The sequence below is a fragment of the Campylobacter lanienae NCTC 13004 genome (assembly GCF_002139935.1).
Taxonomy (GTDB): Bacteria; Campylobacterota; Campylobacteria; order Campylobacterales; family Campylobacteraceae; genus Campylobacter; species Campylobacter lanienae.
In genome coordinates this window covers 427,131-452,564 of the sequence record NZ_CP015578.1, presented here as the reverse complement: position 1 = coordinate 452,564, position 25,434 = coordinate 427,131, and the positions used below count along the sequence as shown (strand labels likewise).

Here is a 25,434-nt window from a genome sequence, read left to right as displayed (position 1 = left end):
AAATCAATGTATAATCTCGCTTATGATCTCTAAAAATAGTATAGAAAATTTAAAAAATATAGTTGATATTGTTGATGTAATAGGTAGCTATATACCGCTTAAAAAATCCGGCGCAAATTTCGTTTGCGTCTGTCCATTTCACAACGACAAGCACCCATCAATGTCAATTAGCCCAAGCAAAGGGATATATCACTGCTTTTCATGTAAGGCCGGTGGAGATGCGATTAAGTTTGTAATGGAATATGAGAAGCTAGGATATGCTGAAGCTATCGAGAAGTTAGCATCCATCTATAATGTAAGCTTAGAATACACAAGTAGCAAAAGTGAATTAAAAGTAGATAAAAAGATTTTAGAGAATTTAAATTTACACTATAAAATACTTTTATACAAAAATAGCGAGGCTCTAAACTATCTAAAACACCGCTCTATAACTGATTCTATCATAGAAAAATGGGAGCTTGGCTGGGCGGCATCTTCGCAAAATACACTAAATTTGCTTCAAAATGAAGGCATAGAGCCAAAAGAAGCCTTAGAGGTAGGCGCTATAAAAGAGAATGAAAATGGATATTATGCTAGTTTTATCAATCGCATAACATTTCCTATATATAACCACCTTGGGAGTTTAGTAGGCTTTGGAGGTCGCACCATTAGCGATAATCCGGCCAAATATATCAATAGCCCACAAAGCCAAATTTTTGATAAATCTAAGATATTTTACGGATATGACAAGGCTAAAAGCGAGATATATAGATCTCAATCAATGGTGATTTGCGAAGGCTATATGGATTGTATCATGCTACATGCTGCTGGGGTAAATAACGCTGTAGCAGTGCTTGGCACGGCTCTCACTCAAAAGCATATCCCATTAATTAAAAGGGGTGATATCAAGGTTACTTTAAGCTTTGATAGCGACGCAGCTGGAGTTAATGCGGCCTTTAAAAGCTCAAAATTGCTAGTAGAGCATCAAATCGATGGTAAGGTTGTCTTAATCAGCGGTGGCAAAGACCCAGCCGAGCTAGTAGCAAGTGGCAAAGAGATGGAGCTAAAAGAGATATTAAAAGGCGGAATGGAGCTTGGGGAGTTTTATATAAGAGAGCTTATTGCGAATTTAAACCCTCAAAGCCCATTAGAAAAGGCCAAAGCTCTTAGGGCTATACAGGAATTTAGCTTTAATCTTGATCCTATTGTGGCTCAATCTTATAACTCTTTAGTAGTAACTCTTTTAAAGATTGAGCCAGGCTCATTTAGCTTAAGTAGATCAAGCTCAAAACCTAGCTCAACAAATTTAAATCCACCCATCAAATTCACAGAACAAAAAGATATCGCCGAGCTATCAATTTTAAAAAATATGCTTATAAATCCTGAATTTTGCGAAGTTGTCAAACGCTATTACGGGGTTGAAATTTTCAAAGATAAAGCCACTTATAGAGCAGTTACAGGCTCACAAAGCTCAAATAACGAGCATATAAGGGAGCTTGAATTATATGAAAATTTAGAAGAGTATAAGAGTGTTGAAGATCTACATAGCGCCATTAGACCACTTGCTATTAGGTATTATGAAGGGCTTTTAAAGAGTGGCAGGCTTAGTATCGAAGAGATTATCGAGTGTAAAAAAAGAATATCAATTTTGAAAGGAAAAAGATGAAAAGAAAGTGTTTAGCGCTATTTAGCGGCGGCCTTGATAGTATGCTAGCTATGAAGTTAATTTCACTACAAGACATAGAGGTCCATGCTCTAAATATAGATATAGGATTTGGCTCAGACCCAGTTAAAAATGAAACTCTAGCCAAAAGAGCAGCGATGGCAGGGGCTACATTTGAGAGTGTAAATGTGCGTAGCAAATATCTCCAAGATGTGCTATTTAATCCTAAATTTGGATATGGAAAGCAGTTTAATCCATGTATTGATTGCCATGGGTTTATGTTTAGAACGGCTATTTCTATGCTTGATGATTATAATGCTAGTTTTGTAATTAGTGGAGAAGTCGTAGGCCAAAGACCGATGAGTCAGCGAAATGATGCGATGGTACATGTCAAAAATCTAGCCGATGATAGAGATGATATCATTCTTAGGCCACTTTGTGCTAAGCTATTAAAGCCTACTTTGCCAGAGCGTGAAGGATGGGTGGATAGAGATAAGCTTTTGGGCTTAAATGGTCGCAATAGATCGCCGCAACTTAGCCTAGCAAAGGAATTTGGATTTAGCGATTTTGAAAGCCCTGGTGGGGGCTGTCCATACACGATGGAGGGCTTTAGTAATAGAATTAGGGATTTTATCAAATATGATAAAAATATGAGCGAAGACGACCTTCAAAGCCTAAGATATGGCAGGCATTTAAGGCTACCAGATGGCGCTAAAATGATAATTGGTAGGGATCAAAATGATAATTCTAAGCTTGAAGCTTTAAAACTTCAAAAGATGGATATCATAGATTGTGGCGATATTATCGGTGCTAGGAGCTTTATAGATAAAAACGCAAGCGATAATGATAAACAATTAGCCGCAAATCTAGCTATAAGCTATTGTAAAAGTGAGCCAAATTTAATTTATGAAATTAAGATAGCTAGTAGCATAATCCAAGCCACAAAATGCGATAAAAGCGAAGCTGCGAGATATTTTATCTAGGTTATTTGAGTGGCAAAATTCCAAAAAGTCTATATAGAGATAAGCGATATTTGCGGATGTGAGTGTAGCTTTTGTCCATCTCTAAATTTAGCCAAATTTGGCTCTATGGATTTGGGACTTTATGAGCGAATTTTATCACAGATAAGGGGCAAGACAAGGGCGATTTGCCTTCATCTATTAGGCGATCCGCTAGCAAATTTAAATCTAAATCAATATCTAAGCTTAGCTTATGATAAGGGCTTTAAAATAGATCTAGTCACAACGGGCAAATACCTTAAAAAGCATGATTTTAACGCACTTAGCAAGGCTCATCAAATTTCATTTTCTCTAAGCGCCTTTGTGGATAAAAATGCTAAATTTAGCGAAAATTATATAGATGATTTACTAGCTTTTTGTCAATTTACTCAAGAGATAAAAAGTGAAATTTTTATCAATTTTAGAATCCAAAAACATATGATAAATGAGCCTAAATTTGAGATGATTAAGGCTAAATTTGAGCAGTTTTTTGGAGTGAAAATCGGTTATAATGAGAGTAGAGTTCGCCTAGCCTATAAGATATTTTTGGTTTTTAAAGAGTATTTTGAGTGGAGAGAGCCAAACTCACAAAATCCAAGTAAATATTGCCACGGCCTAATCTCACAAATCGGCATTAAAAGTAGCGGAATCGTGGTGCCTTGTTGCGTAGATGCTAACGCTAGGATAAACTTAGGCAATATCGGCCAAAATAGCCTAAATGAGATAATAAATTCCCCAAAAGCTAAGGCTATAATAGATGGATTTAAACAAGGAAAAGCGATAGAAAATCTATGCCAAAAATGCGAATATAAGGCAACTTTGGACTAAATATCGCTTATTGTTTTGAAATTTTCAAATCCTAGCAAACTTATCCTTACTCAAGATAAAATTCAAATTATTTAAGCAAAATCTAAATTACAAAATTTAAATTCACCACTAAAATTTGACTTTTTAAATTAATTTTAAGCCAGAGAGCCTTAAATTCCAGCCCCCTAACCTTTTTAAACCTAGCAAATTTAATTATAAAATCTCTATAAATTCGCTAAAATTCTCTAAAAATTCGCCCTTATATGTGCTTTATAGTTACTAATATACTCATCTACTTTTGGATTTTTTTCCACATCATTACACATAAAGCTAGGCAGCGCTTTCATCCCGCAATACTCCATCGCTTTGTGCATAGTAAAGGTTACACCATCACACCCACGCCCTTCAAAAAAATCATTTTTATCATTAAAGGCCGTAATTGGCGCATTCCAAGTGGTGCTTATCATATATTTTTTCTTCGCTGTTTTCTCGCCTGTGCCATATCCATGCTCCGGGTCATTAGCGTGGCGACCATCGCTTTTTGTCAAGTGTGGCGCTGCAGCTGACAAAACCTCATCTAGATATTTTTTGACAATCCACGGCGCACTCATCCACCAGCCAGGGTATTGAAAGATGATTATATCGCTTTGGATGAGCTTTTGTACCTCACTCTCTACTTCATAGCCATCATCTATTTTGGTGCGGATAACCTCATATCCCTTAGCCTCTAGCTCACTACTTGCTACATCGCAAAGCAAGGTATTTAGCTTGCCACCGCTACAACCAAATTTTTTGCCACCATCTAAAATTAATACTTTCATTTTTGCTCCTTTAATTTTGTGATTGTGGCGATATTTTAAAATATTTTCCAAAACAATCATTAAATTTACTCAAATATGAGTTAAGAAATTTGACAAATTTATAACAAATTTTAAAATTTCTTATAAATTTAAGCTCTTTTTACCTTAAATCTCAAAGCCCAACTCATCACAGAGCTTAAAAGCTCTTTGGATCGATCACGAAGCGATATCTAGCTCTTTTTGCTACTACATCACGCCAAGCCTGATTTATCTGCTCGCCAGTGATTTTTACTATATTTGGGCGAACTCCAGCTTTAGCGCAAAACTCAGCCATTTCCGCAGTCTCTTTCATACCGCCAATTAAACTAGCATTTAAATTTACTTTTGTGCTAGCTAGATTTAAGGTTTGGGTTTTTTGGCTGAAATTTATAGGCATACCAACTAGAGTGAAACTACCAAAAGGCTTAACCATCGCAATATATGGCTCCATCTCAAATTCATAAGGAATAGTGCTAAGCGCAAAATCAAATTTAGCCCTAAACGGAGCTAAATCATCGCTACTTTTTACTAGCACGGCTTTTGCGCCCCAGCTCTCTATATCTTTGATTTTACTTTTAGTAGTTGTAAATGCCGTTACCTTCGCACCCTTAGCAATAGCGATTTTAATCCCAAGATGCCCTAGGCCACCGATACCGATGATCGCTACATTATCACCTTTTTTCATATATTTCATTATAGGTGAGTAAGTGGTGATTCCAGCGCACATTAGCGGTGCTGCCTCATCCCAGCTAAGCTCATTTGGGATATGGATAGCAAAATGCGAATTTACCACAAAATAATCGCTATATCCGCCCTGACTTATGCCAGTAGGCTCTTTAGGATATGGATACCCGTAGGTAAAAATCGTATTTTTGCTATATTGCTCTTCAAGCCCAGCCGTAGCGATATCAGTGTTATCCACCATACAGCCTACACCGGCCCGGTCACCGATTTTGAAGTTTTTGACATTTTTACCCACTTCACGCACGAGACCTACTATCTCATGACCGGGTACTTGTGGATAGATTTGCTTACCCCAATGCCCTAGCTCTGTGTGTATATCACTATGGCAGATACTAGCAGCCATCACTTCTATTAAGATATCATCATCACCAACAGCTCTACGCTCAAACTTCCAAGGTTTTAGCTCGCCACTCTCATCAAAAGCTGCCCAACCTTTACAAGCGATATTTGGCTTATTTGCTGCGCCAAAAAGATTTGTACCAGCACCGATTGCTACGCCAGCAACGGCTGCTTTTGCTAGAAAATCTCTACGATCTTTATTTTTGATTTCATTCATTTTTACCCCTTTAAAAAGATATGAAAAATTATAAAACATTACACCAAGTGTAAGTCAAGAGGTTTTGAAAAATTTAGTAAATTTTTGATATAATTTCAAAATGATACTTAAAAATATAGTTAAAATCAAGCTTTTATTTTTGTAATTATTTATAGGCTTTGAAAAAGCTGATGTAGTGGCTGAGTGTAAAAGGATGTTTGATGAGTAGAAATTTGGCATTGGAAATTTTACTTGATGAATACAAAAACTGCATAAAAAACGGACTCTATCATTATACGCAGATAGTTTTTGCATACAACTCAAACAGAATAGAGGGAAGCAAGCTAAGCAAAGACCAGACAAGATATATCTATGAAACAAACTCTTTATTATCAAAAAAAGATGAAGTTATAGAGATTAACGATATTATAGAAACTAAAAACCATTTTAAAGCATTTGATTTTATTTTAGAAAATTATGATAACCCACTAGATGAAGATTTTATAAAACAAATTCACGCTATTGTAAAAAAAGATACAAGCGATAGAGTGATTGGGGATTTTAAAAAAACGGCAAATTTTATAGGAGATTTAAAAACAACTAATCCAAAAAATGTGAGTAGCGAAATTGCAAAATTACTAAAATCATATAATGAATTAAAAAGTGTAAATATAGAAGATATTATTAATTTTCATCATAAATTTGAAAGCATACACCCATTTGAGGATGGTAACGGACGAACGGGTAGGCTTATAATGTTTAAAGAGTGTCTAAAAAATAACATAACGCCATTTATCATTGATGACGAACATAAGCTTTTTTATTATAGAGGTCTAAGAGAATACGATAATATAAAAGGCTATTTAGTTGATACTTGTTTAAGTTGCCAAGATAAGTATCAAGAAATTTTAAATGAATACGACCCCATCAAGCCCATAGGCGTAAATTTGTATTGAGCTAATAAAGAATACGAAAAATGGGCTAAGAGCATTGTAATTATATTTTGAAAACTTTGGAATTCCAACACTTTTGTCATTCTAGAGCTTGATCTAAAAATCTCTACTCTTTTGATAGCAATTATCCGCTCAAAGCCAGATAATGACAAAGTAAATGAAGCTTGGCAATGACAAATTCTAAGGAATTCTAGAATTCCCTAAGCTATTTTTCTATCTTACAGACAGCCTTATTTTTGCATCACCTGTGCCTAGTAGCTTTTTTAGTTCATCTTTGCTTATGCCATCTAATTTGCCAAGGCAAGTTAAGAACCATGAGTTTGTATCGTAGGCTAGCACAAAAGTTTGACCGCTATAAAGAATTATATCGCAAGGCTGCATTGTGATTTGCTCATCATTTCGTGGCAATGGCGATGGAAGTTTGCCGCTTTTTTCAAAGCCACCATAATCACTAGCATTTATAATGATATCTCCTTTTTCTAGCTCTTTATATAGAGCCTTAGCCCGGCTATTTTCAGCCAAAACAGCCTTTAACTTTTGCTCATTTATGATAACAAAAATCTCCATTTTCTCTCCTAAAACAAAGCTAAAAAGGCAAAAAAGCGATAAAATCACTCGCATTTTTTGCCACCTTTGGCGTGTGGGTCGCTTTTAGCTTTTATGGCAGTTTCGTAGAATTCAATTTTTTTATCCACACAATTAAGCGCTGATTTTATCTCATCAAGCTCATTTAAAATTCTACTTTTTTCTTCTTTTATCATCGCTAGGCGAATTTCTAGTGTGCTATCGCCTTTGATAGCTAAATTTATATACTCTCTAAGCCGTTTAACGCTCATACTCATTTTACGAAAACGCACAACCCATTCTACCCACTCTATGTCGCTCTTGCTAAAATACCTAATACCGCTAGGGCTATGCTCAACCAAAGGAAAAAGCCCATTATCACACCAATAACGCAAAGTGCGTGGGCTTACGCCTGTTTTTTGTGAGACTTCTATGATTGTGTATGCCATTATTTGCTAGCCTCTATTACAGCGGTGGTGGCATTTAGTGAGCGTGGATAGCCTATAAGAGCGATATTTGCGTTGATTAGGGCGATTAATTTTTCTTTATTTAAGCCTTGAAGAAAAATAGCTTTTGCGTAAGCTTTCATCTGTGCTGATGTATCTCCTTGAGCCGCTAAAAGAAAAAATGTGATAATCTCACGCTCGATAAGGCTTAAAATTTCAACCCTAGTATAGTAATCCCCAAAGCAATTTTGGCTTAAATACCTGCCGATTTGTGCGTAGTCGCCACTCATACTCTGCGTAGTAGCACTGCCAAAAAGCTCTATTTGTAAATTTTGCCCATTTTTAAGTCTATTTTCATCACTTTCTAGGGCAAAATCTGTGATTTTAACCCCTTTTACGCTTATAAATTTCACTTGTAACAAAGATAAATTCCCTAATCCTAGCCATACCAAGATAAGCTGTGCTTTGGCGTAAAAGCTCCATTATCTCATCAGCCTTTAACTCGCTTTTTTCTAGCCTTTCTTGCCATAGCCTAAGAGAACCCGATGCTATTATCGCAGCTAGATTACTAAGCTCGATTTGCCTAGGACTTAGGCCAGCTTGTATGGTATCATTTTTACTACTTTTCTCAAAGTTTTCAAATATCGCTTTAAGCGTTGTATCTTCTATATCTGCACTCATTAAAACACCCCCAAACACCGCAAAAACAGCTAAAATCTTTTTCATTGAAGCTCCTTTAAAACACTTTCATACTCTTCGTCGCTTACTTTTTCTAGCCAAGTGGTTTTATTTGGCATACCCATGACTGAGATGTGTGCCATTTGCGTGGTTTTGCCACCTGCATGAAAATACTTAGCGTCGCTATCTATTTTGATAATTGCACCAGGCTGGGCTTTTATAGCTTTTTGCCCCTCTATTTTTACTACACCTTCACCGCTTAGAACGATTAGAAGTTGGCCCTTTTCGTGTGTGTGCCAATGCGTACGAGAACAAGGCTCAAAGGTTACTAAGCCGGCATTAGCACTTCTGCCACCACTAGCATCATCAAAGGTATTTAGATAAGTAGTGCCGGTGAAGTATTTGCTATACGGATTTATCTCACCACGCTCAAATGGCAAATCTTGCGAAAAGGCCGCTGCTGCTGCGCTAAGAGTTAAAATAGTTTTTTTCATTTTGCTTCCTTTTTTACAAGTTTAGCAAAAATTATAAAACATTACACCAAGTGTAAGTCAAGAGAATTTAAAAAAATGTTGTAAAAATATGATTAATTTTGCTAAAGTGTCGGCTTAAGCTAGTGGCCATAAATACGCAAAATCTCTTAGAGATTATGTGATATTTTAGCAAAGCATCACAGCGATAAAATCTTAAAAATAATAAAATTTGAATTTAATAGCTTTTGGCTTCTGTGATAAAATTAGTGTAATTTTTATATCAAACATTGCTTTTATAACTCATCTCTAAACACACTTAAATAGTGCTTTATTAAGCTACAATTTATTTTTGCTGATTTTCATCTATATAACAAAATAATTTTAACTTTAAATTTACTATTTTTATCCACACAATCCACACAATTTTGGTCAAATTTAGCCAAAACTAAATTTAACCATAGGGAATTTATCTAGTTTCTGTAGAGTTATTATCTATTTTTTCTTTTTTATCATTTTTTATTGGTTTTTTGATATCTTTGCTTTTTAAATTTTTTGTATCAGTTGGGCCATTTACTATTAGATCAGCTTTAATATTTTCATATATTTTATCTCCAATTCCAGAGACATTTTTGATCTCATTTATGGTTTTGAATTTGTTTTTGGCTCTGTATTCGATAATCGCATTTGCCTTACCTTCACCAATTCCAGGTAGCTCCATTAACTCACTTTTGTTAGCTGTGTTGATATTGATAGCTGCTAAGACCATACTAGCACTAAGAGCGGTTAAAATAATCGCCTTCATCTAATCTCCTTAAATAAAATAATCTTATATTAAATCTAAATTTTATATAAATTTTACTGAATTTAGATAAATTTGATATATGCTGTTACTTTTGGTAACATTTATCTATAAATTAAGCTTAATTTTATTGGGGGGGGGTATAATTAGGGTATTTTTCATCAAAACAATTTTGAATTTTTAAAGGAGAAATATGCAGACAAAAACACCGGTGATATAAATATCCCTGAGATCTGGCTATTTATCATCGGTGCTGTGATTGCTGCCTTTGCGATATCAATCGGCATGGGTGGGGCTATGTTTTTAACGCCGCTTTTAGTTGGCGTGCTTGGAGCGGATATCAAAAAGGCAATCTCGCTGGGGCTTTTTTTGTAATTTTTTCTAGTTTTGGAGGCTTTGTGAGCATAAGCTATAATGGGTTAATTGATTATAAAGTCGGTGCGATTTTAAGTGTCGGTGGGCTTGTGGGCGTGTATTTTGGCACGCTAGCCCATCACAAGATAGAAAAACACAAGCAAAAACTAGCTCTTATGGGGCTAAATATCATAACTTTTAGCCTTGTTATGCGCTTAATTTTTTTTAAGTTAAAATTAGGGAATTCTAGAATTCCCTAGAATTAGGCTATAATTACGCATTTACAAAAAGGGGCAAACAATGGCAAATGAAGTAAATTATAAAGTAGAATTCGCACAAAAGTATTTTAATATAAAGCTTTGTAATTTTGATGTTTTAAGGCAAGTTGATTTGCTTATAAAAGACAAAAAAGGCAATATTTTATTATACATTGAAAGCAAAGATATTATCAGTAGCGATACAGAACACCAAAAAGCCCTAGCACAAGTTATTTTAACAAACAAAAAGCAAGAGCAAATTTTAAATAAAGTCGCGCTCATTTACAAAGACAAGGAAAATAATGATTATTTAGAGCTAATTGACTGCTCGCAAAATGGAATTATGTTTAATAACGACATAAACTGGGCAAAAGAAAAAGCAAGTCAGCCAACAAAAGATGCCATTGATAGAATAAATGACCGCATAAAAGGCAATATAACTCAATATATAAATGATGAAATAGCTGAGTTTTACAAGCTTTTAGAAGCTGGTGCTAGCACTCAAATTGACATTACTGGCTCAAATTTTATTTCAGTTTATAATGAGTGGAAACACAATGTTATTTTTAAGCATGAAATACAAGATGAACAAGATAATATAAACTTATTTTTAGTAGATATCCTAAACGGAGCCACTTATAAAACAAAAATTGAAAGCGAAATGTTTGGAGAATACGAAATAGAACTCATTAGAGAAGGCACAAACCTCAGCAAATATCGCATAATGTATGCTGATGGCAAAATTGATGGTATAAAATATAATGGTGAAAAACAAACTTTTTATTATGAAATATCAAACGCTGAAAAATACGACTTTTTTTGGAAAAAATACAAACGCCCACCAGCACAAAGTGAGTTTTTACAAATCTTAGAACACTCAGCAAAATTATATAGCGAAAAATACCGCAAAGACACAGGCGGAGAGTACACTCCAAGCTGTTTTGTAGAAAAACAAAATGAAATTTTAAAAGAACATTATAATTTAGATGATTTTATCGTTTTTGACCCTTGCGCTGGTGTGGGAAATCTACAAAATCAATTTGGCAAAGACTATAAAAACTCTTGCTATCTCTCTACGCTAGACCAAACTGATGTGGATATTTGTAGAATCAAAGGCTTTGAAAACTCAGTGCAATTTGATTATTTAAAAGATGACAAACAACCAAAATTTAAATATAAAGGCAAAGAGCTTGAAATAACAGAAATTGCTAAGCTAGAAAACAAAAAGCTAATGGTGATAATGAACCCACCTTATCAAAGACTAAAAGGCAAAAAAGAAAATCTAGCTATTTTATTTTTTAACAAAGTTTTAGAGCTAAACCCACAAGTTATAGTATTTTACTATATGACTGAGAGCTTTTTGCGCAGTGAAGTAAATCACTATATAAATAGTAATTATAAAATCGTTTCACACATTTTTAGCAATGCCAAAACTACCTTTTTGCTCTCTACTTGGTCTATTTCACAAGTGATTTTTGACAAAGATAAGGGCGAAACACTAGACTTAAACGCTATAAAAGCTGATAGATACGAGCTAAACGCAAAAACTGATAAACTTGAATTCAAAGGAACTTATATTTATAACGATACTCGCCCAAATCTCATAAATGAAATTGATAAAAAAATAAAAGAAAATAAAGACGGTTTGGTACTTGGAAATTTTAGTTATTTAGAAAGCGTTATAAACTTAACAAATAAACCATCAAAGAATGCCAATTCTATAACATCAAATAATTTAGTGTGGTCTTTGTTGTCAAAAGGATTAAATTTTAATACTCATCAACAATATTTTGAGAGAAGTGATTATATGTTTAAGGGTAATATTGATGATATCCCAAAAGAGTTATTTAATGATGCTATTGCTTTTTCTACATTTTATTTAAGAGTTGCCTTTTCAAATAAAGGACAAAAAAATTATATTATGCCTTTTACTAGCGATGATTTAGGCTGTGCTAAAAATGATTTAAATGTTTTAATGCCAGCAAATGATGATCTTTTTGCTGGTGTTTCAAAGCCTTTTGATTTTAGAGATTTTTTAAAGCAGTTTGAGTTTTCAAATGAAGCAAAAAATCTTTTTAAATCAGCTTTAAAAATCTTTCGCTACTACCACTCAAACGATGAGTATAAAAGCAAAGATTTTAACGATAGCTTTTATGATATAACAAACGCTATAATGGGAAAAGATGAAAGTAGTTTTAAAGAATTCAAGACCCAAAACGACACCCGCATAACCAAAACAAAAACCACAAAAGGCACAAAGGGCTTTGGTAGAAATACCATTAAATACGCAGTTAAAAGCGAGTATTTGCCTATATTTATAGAGTTTTTTGATAATAGAGATATTTTAGCTCGTAAAATTAATAGGCAATTAGTAGAAAGTGGTTTATTGCTTTGGGAGCGAGAAAATATTTATTAAAATTCTAAAATCCCACTAAAACGAAAACAAATAGTCTGCAATTCTAGCTAGAATTCTAGCAAACATTGCCAAAATGCAAAAAATGTATCGGCAGAAAGGATAATAAAATGGATACAAATCTTACAAACTACTTGGAATTCTTAGAAAATTCTAGCAAATTCAAAGCGATGGATAAAGCTGCGAAGGCGCAAATGCTAAGTCAAATAAATGAGCTTATCAAGAGCGAGGCTCTTTGGGTGCGAAACTCACACAAAGATGAGAACAAAAGGCAATTAAAGAAGCTATTTTTGCTAGACTTTCTTCTCAAATGATGGTAAAAAGCGTATTACAAGCTTTGTGCTATGATGCTAGCTAGTCAAAGATAGGCTTTTGATTTATAGTGATATTTTGGTGAAATTTGCTTTTAAGAGCGGCTTATCACCTTGGTAAAAATCTTGCCATAACTAGTAAATTTATCTATCTTAGCGCAAGTTTTCATTAAATCATCATTATCTTTTATTGATTCTAAGATTAGCTCCATTACCATCACAGCGTCTTTCGGGTCGATATGTGTGGGGCATTTTTTAGCGTGAGTGTAGTGAGTATGAATTTTATTGACAAGATCACTATTTTTAATCTCTAAAATTGTAGTTTCAAGTGGGAGCTTTAAAAACATCTTTTTTTCTTTTATATTTAGTGATAAATAAAACATATCTAAGCCATAAATTTTCTTATCATAGGAGTCAAAAAAGTAAATTGATTTATTAAGATTGTCACGAAAAGTAACAATCATCAACTCTAGAATTTGAATTTTTTGCTCTTTGGTATAGAAATTACCGATATTAGCAAAGCAAAACTCCAAAAGCGACTTCACACTATACCACTCACTAGCCCCAAAAGAGTGCGCTCTCATCTTTAAACCACGCTTTTGCCTATATTTAGCAGCTTCTTGGCTATCAAAATCATTATAAATGCTCTGAATTACAAAATCCCTATAAGCTGGATTAGGAAATGTAGGATGAAGGATTAATGAGCCTTCATTTTCATTTTCATAGATATATTTTAAAAGCGACTCATATCCATCATCTATGATCCTTAAACTACTATCATCAAGCTCATTAATATAGCGATAAAACTCGCTTTCATCGCAATCCCATATATCTTTATAATACCTAAAATAGCTACAAATTGTAGATTTGATATCATCATTTAGAGATTTTGTATCTTTATTTTCTATCCAAGAGAGCAGAGTTCGCCTATCCTTGCCAAGGATTGTAGCGAATTTACTCATTGATAGCTTTGATTTTTCAAATATTATTATCAATCTATCCATAGCACTTAGCATTTTGGCTTCCTTTAAAAATATAATGTTACTTAAAGTAACAATACAAAAAAATAAATCAAATTTTACGCAAATTTATAGTTAAAATTCTTGTTTGATTATGCGACAATTTAGCTAAATTTTGTATAAATTTTGTCCAAATTTGAAATTTTATAGACAAAAATTTACAAATTGTAACAAATTTTAACATTTTAATTTCTTTTATAAATCTCTATAATGTGCTTAACAAACAAGAAAGGATTACTATGAGTTCTAGCCCTTATCAAGAGTCTTATGATCTCTCCATTAATGAACCAGAAAATTTTTGGGCATTAGCTGCTCAAAAAGTTCATTGGTATAATGAATGGGATAAAGTTTTAGATGATAGTGGGGATCACTATAAATGGTTTGTTGGCGGGTGTATGAATACATGCTATAACGCCCTAGATTTGCATATACACAATAACAGAGGGGATCAACTCGCTTTGATATATGACTCCCCTGTTACTGATACTAAGAAGAAATATACATATAGACAACTTCGAGATAGAGTCGCTAAAGTCGCTGGAATCTTGACAAATAAAGGCGTTGTCAAAGGCGATAGAGTTGTGATATATATGCCAATGATGGCTGAAGCTGTAATTGCGATGCTAGCGTGTGCGAGAATTGGCGCTATCCATAGCGTGGTATTTGGTGGGTTTGCTGCTCATGAGCTTGCTACTAGAATTGAAGATGCCAAGCCTAGAGTTGTGATAAGTGCTAGTTGCGGTATCGAAGTAAGCAACATAATACCATATAAACCAATCTTAGATGAAGCCATCAAGCAATCATCTCATAAGCCTACAACTTGTCTAATTTGGCAAAGACCACAATATAAGGCAAATATGCTCCCATGGCGTGATATCGATTGGGAGAGCGAAGAAGAGAAAACCAAAGGCGTAGATTGTGTGCCGGTGCTAGCTACTGATCCGCTATATATTTTATACACTTCAGGCACCACAGGCTCACCAAAAGGTGTAATCAGATCAAATGGCGGTCATAGCGTAGCTATGAAGTGGTCAATGGATAATATATATAATGCCAAACCTGGCGATGTATTCTTCGCTGCTAGTGATGTGGGTTGGGTTGTTGGTCACTCATATATCGTTTATGGGCCACTTATGAATGGTTGCACCACTATAGTATATGAGGGAAAACCAGTTCGCACGCCTAATCCAGCTGCGTTTTGGCGAATTGTAGATGAGTATAAGGTAAATGTATTGTTCTCAGCACCTACTGCATTTCGTGCTATTAGGCGAGAAGACCATAAGGGCGAGTTAATAAAAAATTATAATTTAGATAGCCTTAGAGCGATCTTTGTAGCCGGTGAGAGATGTGATAGTGATACGCTAAAGTGGATAATGAAAGTTACCAAAAAGATAGTAGTAGATAACTGGTGGCAAACCGAAACCGGCTGGGCTATTGTCGCTAATCCATTAGGATTAGAAGAGATGCCTATAAAGCCAGGTAGCCCTACAAAACCAATGCCGGGATTTAATCTAAAAGTCCTTGATGAAAATGGCAAAGAGTTAGGATCAGGCAAAAAAGGAGCCTTATGCCTTAAATTACCACTTCCGCCGGCTTGTTTAATGGGAATTTGGGAAAATGATGAGAGATATAGAAAAGGATATTTAGATCACTTCAAAGGCTACTATCTCACAGGCGATACAGGCTATATAGATAAAGATGGATATGTTTATGTCTTAGGTAGGATGGATGGGATCATCAATGTAGCAGGTCATAGGCTCTCTACTGGCGAGATGGAGGAGATCATATCTAAGCATCCTGATATCGCAGAGTGCGCAGTAATCGGTGTAAATGATGATTTAAAGGGTGAAGTTCCTATGGGATTTATAGTCTTAAAACAAGGAATCGAAAGAGATCATAGAGGGATCGTAGATGGAGCCATAGCTCTAATCCGCCAAGAGATCGGTGCGGTTGCTAGTTTTAAATTAGCTTGCGTGGTTAATGCCTTGCCAAAAACTAGAAGTGGCAAGATTTTGCGCAAAAGCTTAAAAGAGTTAGCAGATGGCGTTGAATGTAAAATTCCAGCAACAATAGAAGATCCTAGCGTCTTAGATCATTGTAAAGAGGTGATTGCGACATTAGGTTACCCAATAATAAAGGAGAAAAAATGAGTATAAAAAGTCCAGGAAAAAGCTTTAGAGAAGCTGTAAATTCAAATAACCCACTTGCGGTATTAGGTGTTATAAACGCATATAGCGCCCTTCAAGCTACAAAGCTTGGAGCAAAAGCTATATATCTATCAGGTAGTGGTGTAGCTAGTGCTAGCTATGGTCTGCCTGATCTTGGGATTGTAGGCCTTGAAGATGTCTTAATCGATGTAAGACGCATAACTTCAAGAGTAGATACTCCGCTTTTGGTGGATGTTGATACTGGATTTGGTGGTGCTTTTAATATAGCTAGGACAATAAAAGAGCTTATAAAAGCCGAAGCGGCCGCTTGCCATATAGAAGATCAAGTAGCTCAAAAGCGTTGTGGCCACAGACCAAATAAAGAGCTTGTAAGTATATCTGAAATGACAGATAGATTAAAAGCTGCCCTAGATGCTAGAACTGATGAGAATTTCGTAATCATGGCTAGAACAGACGCACACGCTATGGAGGGTCAGCAAAAAGCCTTAGAGAGAGCCTTAGCATATGAAGCTGCTGGGGCTGATATGATATTTGCTGAGGCTGTCCATACCTTAGAAGAGTATAAAGAGTATACAAAGGCTCTTAAAGTGCCTGTTTTAGCCAATATAACTGAATTTGGCAAAACTCCATATTTTAGCCAAAGTGAGTTAGCAAGTGTAGGTATAAAACTGGTGCTATATCCACTTTCAGCTAATAGAGCGATGAATAAAGCCGCCGTTGAAGTCTTTAATAGCATTATCAAAAACGGCCATCAAAAAGATGTCTTAGATATCATGCAAACTCGTGAAGAGCTATATCAAATGTTAGATTATTATGAATTTGAAAATAAATTAGACCAACTATTTGCAAAGGATAAAAAATGAGTATCAGCGAAGCAGCAAAAAAACAAGGCGGATTAGCCGGAGTTATAGCTGGTGAGAGTGCGATATGTACTTGCGGGACTGGCAATGGGTTGAATTATTATGGTTATGCTATTGAGGATTTAGCAGAGCATTGTGAATTTGAAGAGGTTGCATATTTATTACAATATGCTAAACTTCCAAACGCAAATGAACTAAAAGATTATAAAAGCAAAATTATAGCATCTCGCCCTCTTAGCGTTGAGCTTAAAGCTATGCTAAAGCTCATACCAAAAGGCGTTCATCCGATGAATGTATGCCAAAGTGCGGTTGCTTTGCTTGGGACTTTAGAAGCTGAAAAGGATGATTTTAGCGATCAAGATGATAAGATTATTCGCCTTCTTGGAGTTCTTCCTAGCGTTATTTGCTTTTGGCATAACTATATAAATGGCGGTAAAGAGATAGATTTTGAGAGTAAAGAAGATAGCATAGCTGGGTATTTCTTGGAAAAATTACACCAAAAAACGCCACCGGCTGAATTTGTAAAAGCTATGCATTGCTCACTAATTTTATATGCTGAGCATGAATTTAACGCATCTACATTTACAGCTAGGATTTGTGCCTCTACAAAAAGCGATATTTTTTCGGCCGTTGCTGGTGCTATAGGTGCTCTTCGTGGGCCACTTCATGGTGGGGCTAATGAGGCGGCATTTGGGCTAATTTCTAGCTTTGATAATGTAGAAGATGCTATAAATGGAGTAAATCAAAAACTAGCTAATAAAGAGCTATTAATGGGATTTGGGCATAGGGTTTATGGAGTTGGCGGTGATCCTAGAAACGCCGTTATCAAAAAATGGTCAAAAGCCCTAAGCAATAATCACAAGCTATTTGCTATTAGTGAAGCCATTGAGGGTGTAATGAAAGAAAAACGCCCTAGTTTGCCGCCAAATGCGGATTTTTATAGTGCGTCAGCATATCACTTTATGGGGATACCAACTGAGTATTTCACCCCTATATTTATAATGAGTAGAGTAAGTGGCTGGTGCGCTCACATAAAAGAACAAAGAGCCAACAACAAGCTCATTCGCCCAAGTAGCAACTACATAGGGCCTGAGCCAATGAAATTTATACAAATACACCAAAGATAAGGAGAGAAAATGAGTAATATGGGAATATTAGAGGCTAAACGTCCTGAATTTGATGAGTTGCTAAGTAAAATCGCAAAATATGCTGATAGCTTTGAGATTACTAGCGAGTTAGCGTATGAAACGGCTAAATATACTATGATTGATGCATTAGGATGCGGGATTTTGGCTCTTAAATATCCAGCTTGCGCTAAACTGCTTGGTCCAAGTGTTGAAGGGGCGGAATTTCGCCCATTAGGTAGCAAAATTCCAGGCACTTCATATCAACTTGAGCCGATTCGTGCGGCCTTTAATGTAGGAGCTATGGTAAGATGGCTAGACTATAATGATACTTGGCTAGCGGCTGAATGGGGACATCCAAGCGATAATCTAGGTGCTATTTGGGCGGTGGCTGATTATGTAAGTCGCAAAAATTTATCTCAAGGCAAAGCCCCATTAAAGGTCAAAAGCGTCTTAGAAGCTATGATAAAAGCACACGAAATTCAAGGTATCTTAGCACTTGAAAACTGCTTTAATAAAGTTGGATTGGATCATGTTTTGTTAGTTCGTATCGCCTCTACTGCGGTTGCGGCTAAGCTTTTAGGATGTAACTATGATGAAATTCGCAATGCTGTCTCAAATGCCTTCATAGATGGTGGTGCTTTAAGGACTTATCGCCACGCACCAAATACAGGTAGTCGCAAGAGCTGGGCTGCTGGCGATGCATCTAGTCGTGGGGTGGATCTAGCACTAAAAGCCAAAACAGGTGAAATGGGCTATCCATCAGCTTTAAGTGCGAAATTCTGGGGCTTTGAAGATGTCAAAATGAGAGGCCAAAAGCTAGTAATTCCACAAGAATTTGGCTCGTATGTAATGGAGAATGTGCTATTTAAAATTAGCTTTCCAGCTGAATTCCACGCTCAAACAGCAGTTGAGTGTGCTATGGCACTTCATAATGAGGTCAAAGATCGCCTAGATGAGATAGAAAAAATCGTTATCACCACTCAAGAATCAGGCCATAGAATCATCAATAAAACCGGCGAATTAGCCAATCCTGCCGATCGTGACCATTGTATCCAATATATGGTGGCTGTGCCTTTGATATTTGGTAGATTAGTGGCTGATGATTATGAAGATAGCGTAGCCAAAGATCCACGCATCGATGCCCTAAGAGATAAAATGGTAGTAGAAGTAGATCCAAGATACACAAAAGAGTATCTAGATAGCGATAAAAGAAGTATCGCAAACGCAGTTGAAATCTACTACAAAGATGGCACAAAATCCAAAAAAGTAGAAGTAGAATACCCTATCGGTCACAAAAGAAGAAGAGATGAGGGAATTCCACTATTAAAAGCTAAATTTAAAGCCAATCTAGCTACAAGATTTAGCCCAAAAACTTGCCAAATAATAGAAGATTTAGTAAATAATCAAAAGCTTTTAGAGAGCTATAATTTCAATGAATTTAGCGATCTATTTTGGCTAGGATAATCTAAAAGCCTAGGAGCAATCCTAGGCTAAATTTAAGCCAAATTCGCAAAATCCACTCTATAATCTTATTTATATTTCATTTTATTAATTTCAAATTTATTTAATCAATTTTTGTGTATAATATCCGACTTTATTTTGCCTATACAAAGGATATTTTGATGAGTGCAGCCAAAGAGGTATTTACACAAATTGAAGAGCTATTTCGAGAAAATGCCAAAAGCTATGTGACATTTGAGCAACTAGTAAGGCTATTTGACAAAGCCCCAACCGCAGCAATGATCAAAAAGATAGAATCCCTAGCCGAATTACACAAAATTCAGCTAACAAGCGCCGTGGAAGCTGCCAAACAAAAAACGATCCAAGAGGCCAAAAGATCATCCACAACAGACCCGCAAAAATCATCTGAAGCAAATTTAGAAGACGAATTTGACCTAAGTAGCGAAACTGATCTATTAGAGTGGAGCCGATCTGATAGCCCTGTTCGTATGTATCTTAGAGAAATGGGCCAAATACCGCTACTAAGCAAAGAAGAAGAGATCGAGATAAGCAAAAAGATTGAGCTAGGTGAAGATATCATTATAGATGCCTTTTGCTCTGTGCCGTATCTAATAGATTTTATACTAGATTATAAAGAGCCTTTGATTAATAGAGAGCGCCGAGTTAAAGAGCTATTTAAAAGCTTTGATGAAGAAGACAACGAAGAAGAAGATGATATCGAAGAGAGCTATAATGAAGATGAAGAGATCGAAGAGAGCAAAAAACAGCCTAAAAAGCTTGATAAGAGAGCTGAAAAGGTAATAGAGAGCTTTAAAGCACTTGAAAAAGCTAAAAAAGATTGGCTAAAAATCGCATCTAAGCAAAATATATCCGTAGAAAATGAGGTCGATCTACAATCAAAACTGAATTTAACATTCAAAAAAAAGGTCTTAAAAGATAAATTAATGGATTTAGGCCCAACAAGCAAGCTAATAAATGAGATTGTAAAGTCTATTGAAACTGCTTTAAAAAGCGATACCGACTTTGATAAAGAGCTTAAAAGACTTGAGTATAGACTTCCGATGTTTAGCGCTGAATTGAGAAAAAATCACCAACAAATCTTAAAAGATATCACCAAACTAAGCAAAGAAGATGTAATAGCTAGAGTCCCAGAAGCTACAATGGTATCTACATATATGGAGATCAAAAAGCTATTTCAAACCAAAGAAGCGAGCAAAACCGGCTTTAACCTAGATCCAAAAGATCTTAAAAATGTCTTAGATCAGATCAAAAAAGGCAAAAATATCAGCGATGACGCCAAAGCCAAAATGGCAAAATCAAATTTACGCCTAGTTGTCAGCATAGCCAAAAAATATACTAATCGTGGGTTGCCGTTTTTAGACCTTATCCAAGAGGGCAATATAGGCCTTATGAAAGCTGTGGATAAATTCGAGTATAAAAAGGGATTTAAATTCTCCACATACGCCACTTGGTGGATAAGACAAGCTATCAGCAGAGCTATCGCTGATCAAGCTAGAACTATTAGAATTCCAATCCACATGATAGAAACCATAAATCGCATTAATAAAATCAATAGAAAATATGTCCAAGAAGAAGGCAAAGAGCCAGATGTAAGTGTAATTGCTAAAGAAGTTGGGCTAAGCGTAGATAAGGTTAAGCAAGTTATCAAAATCACCAAAGAGCCAATAAGCCTAGAAGCTCCGATCGGCAGCGAAGATGATGGCAAATATGGCGATTTCGTAGAAGATAGAAGCGCATTAAGCCCGATGGAACAGATATTAAAAGCGGATTTAAAAGAGCAGATAGATGAAGTTTTAGATCAGTTAAATGATAGAGAAAAAGCTGTGATTAGAATGCGTTTTGGCTTGCTTGAAGATGAGAGTGATAGGACGCTTGAAGAGATCGGCAAAGAGCTAAATGTAACAAGAGAGCGTGTAAGACAGATAGAAAGCTCAGCAATTAAAAAACTAAAGCATCCAAAAGTCGGTCGCAAACTCAAAAACTATATAGAAGGATAGATTTTGCGGGGGATGAGATTTAAATTTGAGATTTCTTATCAAATTAAATTTAATTCAAAAGGCTCTACCCCCCCCTATTTTTTGAATTTTAAGGGGAAAATATGCTAAACTCAACCCATCAAATACTAGTTCACACAGCCAAGATCCTACCAGATAAACCAGCATTTATAACGCCAAGTGGCACCACCATTAGCTACTCTAAGCTTGATGAGCTTAGCACCGCTTTGGCTAGTGAAATTTTAAATCATAAAATATATAAATCCCCTATTTTGATAATTTTACCTAAATCCATAGAGGCGATTATAAGCTTTTTTGGGGTGCTCAAAAGTGGCAATTTCTACACAATAATAGATGAAAATATGCCGGCTCAAAGAGTAGAAAAGATAGTTAAAAAGCTAAGCCCCGCCCTACTCATCACCTCCAAAGATTTAAAGATAAATTTAAATCTCAAAACAATATTTATAGATGATGTATCTAAATTTAAGATTGATTATAACCTTCTTAATAGCGTCAAAATCATAGACACAGACCTAGCCTACACGCTATTTACTAGCGGCAGCACAGGCGAGCCAAAAGGCGTGAGTATCAGCCACAAAAGCCTTTTAGACTTTATCTTAGCTTGTTCTAGCGACCTTAATATAAGCCAAGATAGCATTATAGCTAATCAAGCGCCATTTTATTTTGATTTAAGCGTTTTTGATATCTATGTTAATACCTTTATTGGTGCTACTACTCATATTTTACCAAGCTCTATTTTTGCTTTTCCGCTTAAAGTAGTTGAGTATCTAATCACAAATAGCGTTACTACCATTCTCTGGGTGCCAAGTGTGTTAGTATATTTTGCTAATTCTAATGCCCTAAATGGAGCAAATTTATCCCTTAAAATGATAATATCTTGTGGCGAGATGATGCCTACAAAACAGCTAAATTACTGGATAAAATCCATTAAAAATGCTAAATTTTATAATATGTATGGCCCTACTGAAACAACCTTAGCAAGTTCGTATTATATGGTAGATAGAGAGTTTGGTGATGATGAGATCTTGCCTATTGGTAAGGCGTTTAGCAATACAGAACTTTTGGTATTTGATGAAAATATGAATCTTATAACCAAACCAAATTTAAAAGGCGAATTATATATCAAAGGCTCTAGCCTATCTAGCGGATACTACAATGACGCTGATAAAACAGCCCAAGCCTTCATCCAAAACCCACTTCAATCAGCCTACAAAGAGCTAATTTATAAAACCGGTGATATAGTCGCTTATGATAAATATAGCAATCTACTATATTATGGTAGGTGTGATTCTCAGATTAAGCTTAATGGATTTAGAATCGAGCTTGGCGAGATAGAAGTGGCTCTAAGCTCACACACAGATATCCATAGAGTTGCCTGTATATTTAAAAATTCTCAAATCATCGCATTTTACGAAAGCCAAGATGAGATTAAGAATTTAAAAGAGTTTTTAAAATCCAAACTCCCAGAGTATATGATCCCACGAAAATTCATCCATAAATCAAATTTCAAGCTAAACCAAAATGGCAAAATAGATAAAGAGGCACTAAAAAATGAGTGAAGCAAAAATCCTATTAAACGAGATAGGCAGAGGTGATATAAGTGATGAAAATTTAAATTTGCTTGATAATGGACTTATCGATAGCATCGATATTATCGCACTTATAGCTGCTATGCAAGCTAGGTATAATAAAGATTTAGACGCCAAATTCCTAAGTGCTGAAAACTTTCAAAGCATAGCCGCTTTGGATAATATGATTAAATTAGCTTATGGAATTTAAATGAATTACAATCAAGAATATATCTACTCCCCAAAATGTTATGAGAGTTGCGCTGGATACTGCTGCGCTGGATTTGCCAATCCACATTTTAAGCTAATTCGCTCAAATTTCATCGCTCTACCACTTTTTGATATCGAGTATAAGGAGTATCTAAAATCAGGCGGAATAGATGGTATGGAAGTAGCTAAAAAGAGTGAGAAATTCAAACTCAAAGGCGGTCAAACCTTCACTATACATTGGCTACATTGTGATAAAAAGGGGCTTTGTCATCCGCACCAAAATCGCCCATTGATTTGTAAGCTATATCCGATTTTACCTAAAATCAACGCTAGGGGCGAGATTTTAGGCTTTTTTAATGGGACGATTTTTGATATATTTTTTGCTGATGATACCCATCCATGTACCCTTATCAAAACACAAAAACAAAATATAGAAAATATGCTAAAATCAAATTTAAAAGAGCTTTTAAAAGACCCAAATTATATATTTATATTTAGAGTCGCTCAAATAGTAGTAGAGCATTTACAAAACTACATAAAAGCTAAATTTGGCACCTATATCATAGATGAAATTCCTAGCGATAGGGTATCTGAATTTTGGAGCGAAGTAGAGATGGCGATGGTGCTTAGAAGAGCTTGGAGTAGTGATGAATTCACTTCTGATATCAATCAAACATACCAAGAAATCGCTCAAATTTGGGGTGAGTTTTTAGAAGTTGAGCTATGATATCAAAACTTAAAAAAGCCGAAAGATTAGAGAGCAAAGATACATATTATATAACTGAGTATATTTGGCGTGTTTTGATAGTTTCAAAACTCATCTTACCACTACTTATCCGCACAAATATAAAGCCAAATCATATAACCATCTTTGCTATGTTTTGTGTAGCTAGCTCATTTATTTTACTATATTTGGGGCATAATATTTTAAGTGGAATTTTGTTTTTAATCTATAGCATAGCTGACCACACTGATGGAATGCTAGCTCGCTTAAGAGATCAAAGCACGAAGCTTGGCCATTGGCTAGATTATATCTGCGATTATATGGCGTGGTTTGGGCTTATTATCTTAGCTACTTATGTATATCATATTAGTATATTTTGTGCTAGTTTCGTCGCTTTTGCCTTGCTATTTCATCAGCAATTTTGTAAGCATTTTATCCACTCTAAATTAAAAAAATTAAATAAAATTTATAGATTTGGGCTAAAAAAATATCTTTTAGAGCGTGGAATTTTGCTTGGGATTGATGTTAGTTTGCTAGCTATTATCCTATCTATATCAATTTTTAGCTTGAAATTTGAGCTATGCTTTTATACTCTTGGGATAATATACTTAATCGATATATTATATCGCATTATTGAGCTATATCATAATATTAAATTAAATGGGGGGGGGTAGATGGAGTTTGAGAATAAAACCTATATCATCACCGGTGCTACATCAGGCATAGGTCGATGCGTAGCCACTGAACTTGCTAAAAGTGGCGCTAGATTGCTACTACTTGGTAGAGATGAAAATAGATTAAATGAGATTAAATATCAATTGGATAGTATCGGTGAGCTAGCTAGTGAAGTTGCGTTATTTGACTCAAATGATCTAAATAGCATTGAATTGGCTGTGAGCAAATTCGCTGATAAGTTTAAATTTAATGGCTTTATCCACTGCGCCGGGATACTCTATCCAACGCTACTTCGCAATCTAAATTTAGATAAAATGAGTGAGCTAATCAATATAAATCTTTTAAGCTTTTTTGCCCTAGCCAAAGCCACCTTAAAACACAATAGATATATCAAAAACGACACAAACATAGTAGCTATCAGCTCTTTAGCGGCCTTTGGCAGTGAGCCTGGACTTAGTCTATATAGCGCTAGTAAAGCAGCTCTAAACTCCGCTATAAAAAGCCTAGCCAAAGAGTACGCCAAAAAAGGCGTAAGGATCAACGCCATAGCCCCATTATATGTCAATACCCCTATGTATGATGAATTTATCAATAACTTTATATCCAAAGAATCTCACGAGAAGAGCTTAAATGATATTATGCCTTTTGGGCTTATAGAGCCTATAGATGTGGCCGAATCGGTGCTATTTTTGCTTAGTTCTAAATCTAGTAAAATCACCGCTGAATGTATCAAAATCACCTCTGGGGGGGGTTATGACAAATGAAATTTATAA

The 25,434-nt window shown here is 35.4% G+C and carries 25 protein-coding genes and 1 pseudogene; 17 read left to right on the top strand and 9 right to left on the bottom strand.

All coding sequences use genetic code 11. The features are described from left to right. Positions 1 to 22 precede the first annotated feature (22 nt). From dnaG to CLAN_RS02290, 3 genes are read left to right on the top strand one after another with little or no spacing between them, the layout of a single operon-like run. Positions 23 to 1,645 carry a DNA primase gene (gene dnaG / locus CLAN_RS02300; RefSeq protein ID WP_100590494.1) on the top strand — a complete coding sequence of 541 codons (1,623 nt, stop codon included), beginning with the start codon at positions 23 to 25 and terminating at the stop codon, positions 1,643 to 1,645. Continuing rightward, positions 1,642 to 2,625 carry an ATP-binding protein gene (locus tag CLAN_RS02295; RefSeq protein ID WP_100590493.1) on the top strand — a complete coding sequence of 328 codons (984 nt, stop codon included), beginning with the start codon at positions 1,642 to 1,644 and terminating at the stop codon, positions 2,623 to 2,625. Before dnaG ends, CLAN_RS02295 begins: the two co-directional genes overlap by 4 nt. Positions 2,626 to 2,634: 9 nt before the next feature. Beyond that, a complete protein-coding gene (locus CLAN_RS02290; protein ID WP_167368920.1) occupies positions 2,635 to 3,468 on the top strand; it encodes a radical SAM/SPASM domain-containing protein in 834 nt (277 codons plus the stop codon). Positions 3,469 to 3,692: 224 nt separating this feature from the next. Here the strand turns inward: CLAN_RS02290 and CLAN_RS02285 are convergent, their stop codons facing one another. Next, positions 3,693 to 4,268: an NAD(P)H-dependent oxidoreductase gene (locus CLAN_RS02285; RefSeq protein WP_100590492.1), complete on the bottom strand. Its 576-nt coding sequence runs from the start codon at positions 4,266 to 4,268 to the stop codon at positions 3,693 to 3,695. 175 nt (positions 4,269 to 4,443) lie between these two features. Next, a complete protein-coding gene (locus CLAN_RS02280) occupies positions 4,444 to 5,586 on the bottom strand; it encodes an NAD(P)-dependent alcohol dehydrogenase (RefSeq protein ID WP_100590491.1) in 1,143 nt (380 codons plus the stop codon). Between the two features lie 200 nt (positions 5,587 to 5,786). On the opposite strand from CLAN_RS02280, the gene CLAN_RS02275 reads away from it, so the two are divergent. Continuing rightward, positions 5,787 to 6,521, top strand: coding sequence for a Fic family protein (locus CLAN_RS02275; RefSeq protein WP_100590490.1), 735 nt, complete (start codon positions 5,787 to 5,789; stop codon positions 6,519 to 6,521). A gap of 210 nt (positions 6,522 to 6,731) precedes the next feature. Here CLAN_RS02275 and CLAN_RS02270 read toward each other — a convergent pair whose 3' ends face one another. The 6 genes from CLAN_RS02270 to CLAN_RS02245 all read right to left on the bottom strand — a co-directional run bounded on the left by CLAN_RS02270 (position 6,732) and on the right by CLAN_RS02245 (position 9,481). Then, the gene (locus tag CLAN_RS02270) at positions 6,732 to 7,085 is read right to left on the bottom strand and encodes a cyclophilin-like fold protein (protein ID WP_100591039.1); all 354 of its coding nucleotides are present in this window, start codon (positions 7,083 to 7,085) and stop codon (positions 6,732 to 6,734) included. A 44-nt stretch (positions 7,086 to 7,129) separates the two neighbouring features. Next, the gene (locus CLAN_RS02265; RefSeq protein ID WP_100590489.1) at positions 7,130 to 7,531 is read right to left on the bottom strand and encodes a MerR family transcriptional regulator; all 402 of its coding nucleotides are present in this window, start codon (positions 7,529 to 7,531) and stop codon (positions 7,130 to 7,132) included. Further along, positions 7,531 to 7,950 carry a carboxymuconolactone decarboxylase family protein gene (locus CLAN_RS02260; RefSeq protein ID WP_147525227.1) on the bottom strand — a complete coding sequence of 140 codons (420 nt, stop codon included), beginning with the start codon at positions 7,948 to 7,950 and terminating at the stop codon, positions 7,531 to 7,533. Before CLAN_RS02260 ends, CLAN_RS02265 begins: the two co-directional genes overlap by 1 nt. Next, positions 7,913 to 8,254: a carboxymuconolactone decarboxylase family protein gene (locus tag CLAN_RS02255; RefSeq protein WP_100590487.1), complete on the bottom strand. Its 342-nt coding sequence runs from the start codon at positions 8,252 to 8,254 to the stop codon at positions 7,913 to 7,915. Before CLAN_RS02255 ends, CLAN_RS02260 begins: the two co-directional genes overlap by 38 nt. Beyond that, complete coding sequence (locus CLAN_RS02250) at positions 8,251 to 8,700, bottom strand: cupin domain-containing protein (RefSeq protein ID WP_100590486.1); 450 nt, start codon at positions 8,698 to 8,700, stop codon at positions 8,251 to 8,253. Before CLAN_RS02250 ends, CLAN_RS02255 begins: the two co-directional genes overlap by 4 nt. Positions 8,701 to 9,145: 445 nt before the next feature. Next, positions 9,146 to 9,481 carry a ComEA family DNA-binding protein gene (locus tag CLAN_RS02245; RefSeq protein WP_100590485.1) on the bottom strand — a complete coding sequence of 112 codons (336 nt, stop codon included), beginning with the start codon at positions 9,479 to 9,481 and terminating at the stop codon, positions 9,146 to 9,148. Positions 9,482 to 9,876: 395 nt separating this feature from the next. Here CLAN_RS02245 and CLAN_RS02240 point away from each other — a divergent pair, with 395 nt between their 5' ends. The 3 genes from CLAN_RS02240 to CLAN_RS02230 all read left to right on the top strand — a co-directional run bounded on the left by CLAN_RS02240 (position 9,877) and on the right by CLAN_RS02230 (position 12,816). Continuing rightward, positions 9,877 to 10,092 carry a hypothetical protein gene (locus tag CLAN_RS02240; RefSeq protein WP_100590484.1) on the top strand — a complete coding sequence of 72 codons (216 nt, stop codon included), beginning with the start codon at positions 9,877 to 9,879 and terminating at the stop codon, positions 10,090 to 10,092. A 40-nt stretch (positions 10,093 to 10,132) separates the two neighbouring features. Beyond that, positions 10,133 to 12,505, top strand: coding sequence for a hypothetical protein (locus tag CLAN_RS02235; RefSeq protein WP_197736419.1), 2,373 nt, complete (start codon positions 10,133 to 10,135; stop codon positions 12,503 to 12,505). A gap of 107 nt (positions 12,506 to 12,612) precedes the next feature. Continuing rightward, positions 12,613 to 12,816, top strand: a complete 204-nt coding sequence (locus CLAN_RS02230) for a hypothetical protein (protein ID WP_100590483.1) — start codon at positions 12,613 to 12,615, stop codon at positions 12,814 to 12,816. 92 nt (positions 12,817 to 12,908) lie between these two features. On the opposite strand, the gene CLAN_RS02225 is transcribed toward CLAN_RS02230, so the two are convergent. Next, positions 12,909 to 13,829 (bottom strand): hypothetical protein, encoded by a 921-nt coding sequence (locus tag CLAN_RS02225; RefSeq protein ID WP_096013552.1) that lies wholly within the window; start codon positions 13,827 to 13,829, stop codon positions 12,909 to 12,911. A 242-nt stretch (positions 13,830 to 14,071) separates the two neighbouring features. On the opposite strand from CLAN_RS02225, the pseudogene CLAN_RS02220 reads away from it, so the two are divergent. From CLAN_RS02220 to CLAN_RS02175, 10 genes and pseudogenes are all read left to right on the top strand, one after another. After that, positions 14,072 to 15,978, top strand: a pseudogene (locus CLAN_RS02220) (propionyl-CoA synthetase); the annotation flags it as partial. Then, on the top strand, positions 15,979 to 16,863 hold the full coding sequence (prpB, locus tag CLAN_RS02215; RefSeq protein WP_086232385.1) for a methylisocitrate lyase: 885 nt from the start codon (positions 15,979 to 15,981) through the stop codon (positions 16,861 to 16,863). Then, complete coding sequence (locus CLAN_RS02210) at positions 16,860 to 17,987, top strand: citrate/2-methylcitrate synthase (protein WP_096013554.1); 1,128 nt, start codon at positions 16,860 to 16,862, stop codon at positions 17,985 to 17,987. The genes prpB and CLAN_RS02210 overlap by 4 nt, the downstream gene beginning before the upstream one ends. Positions 17,988 to 17,996: 9 nt before the next feature. Beyond that, complete coding sequence (gene prpD / locus CLAN_RS02205) at positions 17,997 to 19,451, top strand: 2-methylcitrate dehydratase (protein WP_086226520.1); 1,455 nt, start codon at positions 17,997 to 17,999, stop codon at positions 19,449 to 19,451. A gap of 158 nt (positions 19,452 to 19,609) precedes the next feature. Continuing rightward, on the top strand, positions 19,610 to 21,466 hold the full coding sequence (gene rpoD / locus CLAN_RS02200) for an RNA polymerase sigma factor RpoD (RefSeq protein WP_096016064.1): 1,857 nt from the start codon (positions 19,610 to 19,612) through the stop codon (positions 21,464 to 21,466). Between the two features lie 101 nt (positions 21,467 to 21,567). Beyond that, entirely contained in the window at positions 21,568 to 23,043 is a 1,476-nt protein-coding gene (locus CLAN_RS02195; RefSeq protein WP_100590482.1) for an amino acid adenylation domain-containing protein, read from the top strand. After that, positions 23,036 to 23,263, top strand: coding sequence for a phosphopantetheine-binding protein (locus CLAN_RS02190; RefSeq protein ID WP_100590481.1), 228 nt, complete (start codon positions 23,036 to 23,038; stop codon positions 23,261 to 23,263). The genes CLAN_RS02195 and CLAN_RS02190 overlap by 8 nt, the downstream gene beginning before the upstream one ends. Then, complete coding sequence (locus CLAN_RS02185) at positions 23,264 to 23,989, top strand: hypothetical protein (RefSeq protein WP_100590480.1); 726 nt, start codon at positions 23,264 to 23,266, stop codon at positions 23,987 to 23,989. It abuts the gene before it with no gap. Next, positions 23,986 to 24,660: a CDP-alcohol phosphatidyltransferase family protein gene (locus tag CLAN_RS02180; protein ID WP_100590479.1), complete on the top strand. Its 675-nt coding sequence runs from the start codon at positions 23,986 to 23,988 to the stop codon at positions 24,658 to 24,660. Before CLAN_RS02185 ends, CLAN_RS02180 begins: the two co-directional genes overlap by 4 nt. Further along, entirely contained in the window at positions 24,661 to 25,425 is a 765-nt protein-coding gene (locus CLAN_RS02175; RefSeq protein ID WP_100590478.1) for an SDR family NAD(P)-dependent oxidoreductase, read from the top strand. Positions 25,426 to 25,434 lie beyond the last annotated feature (9 nt).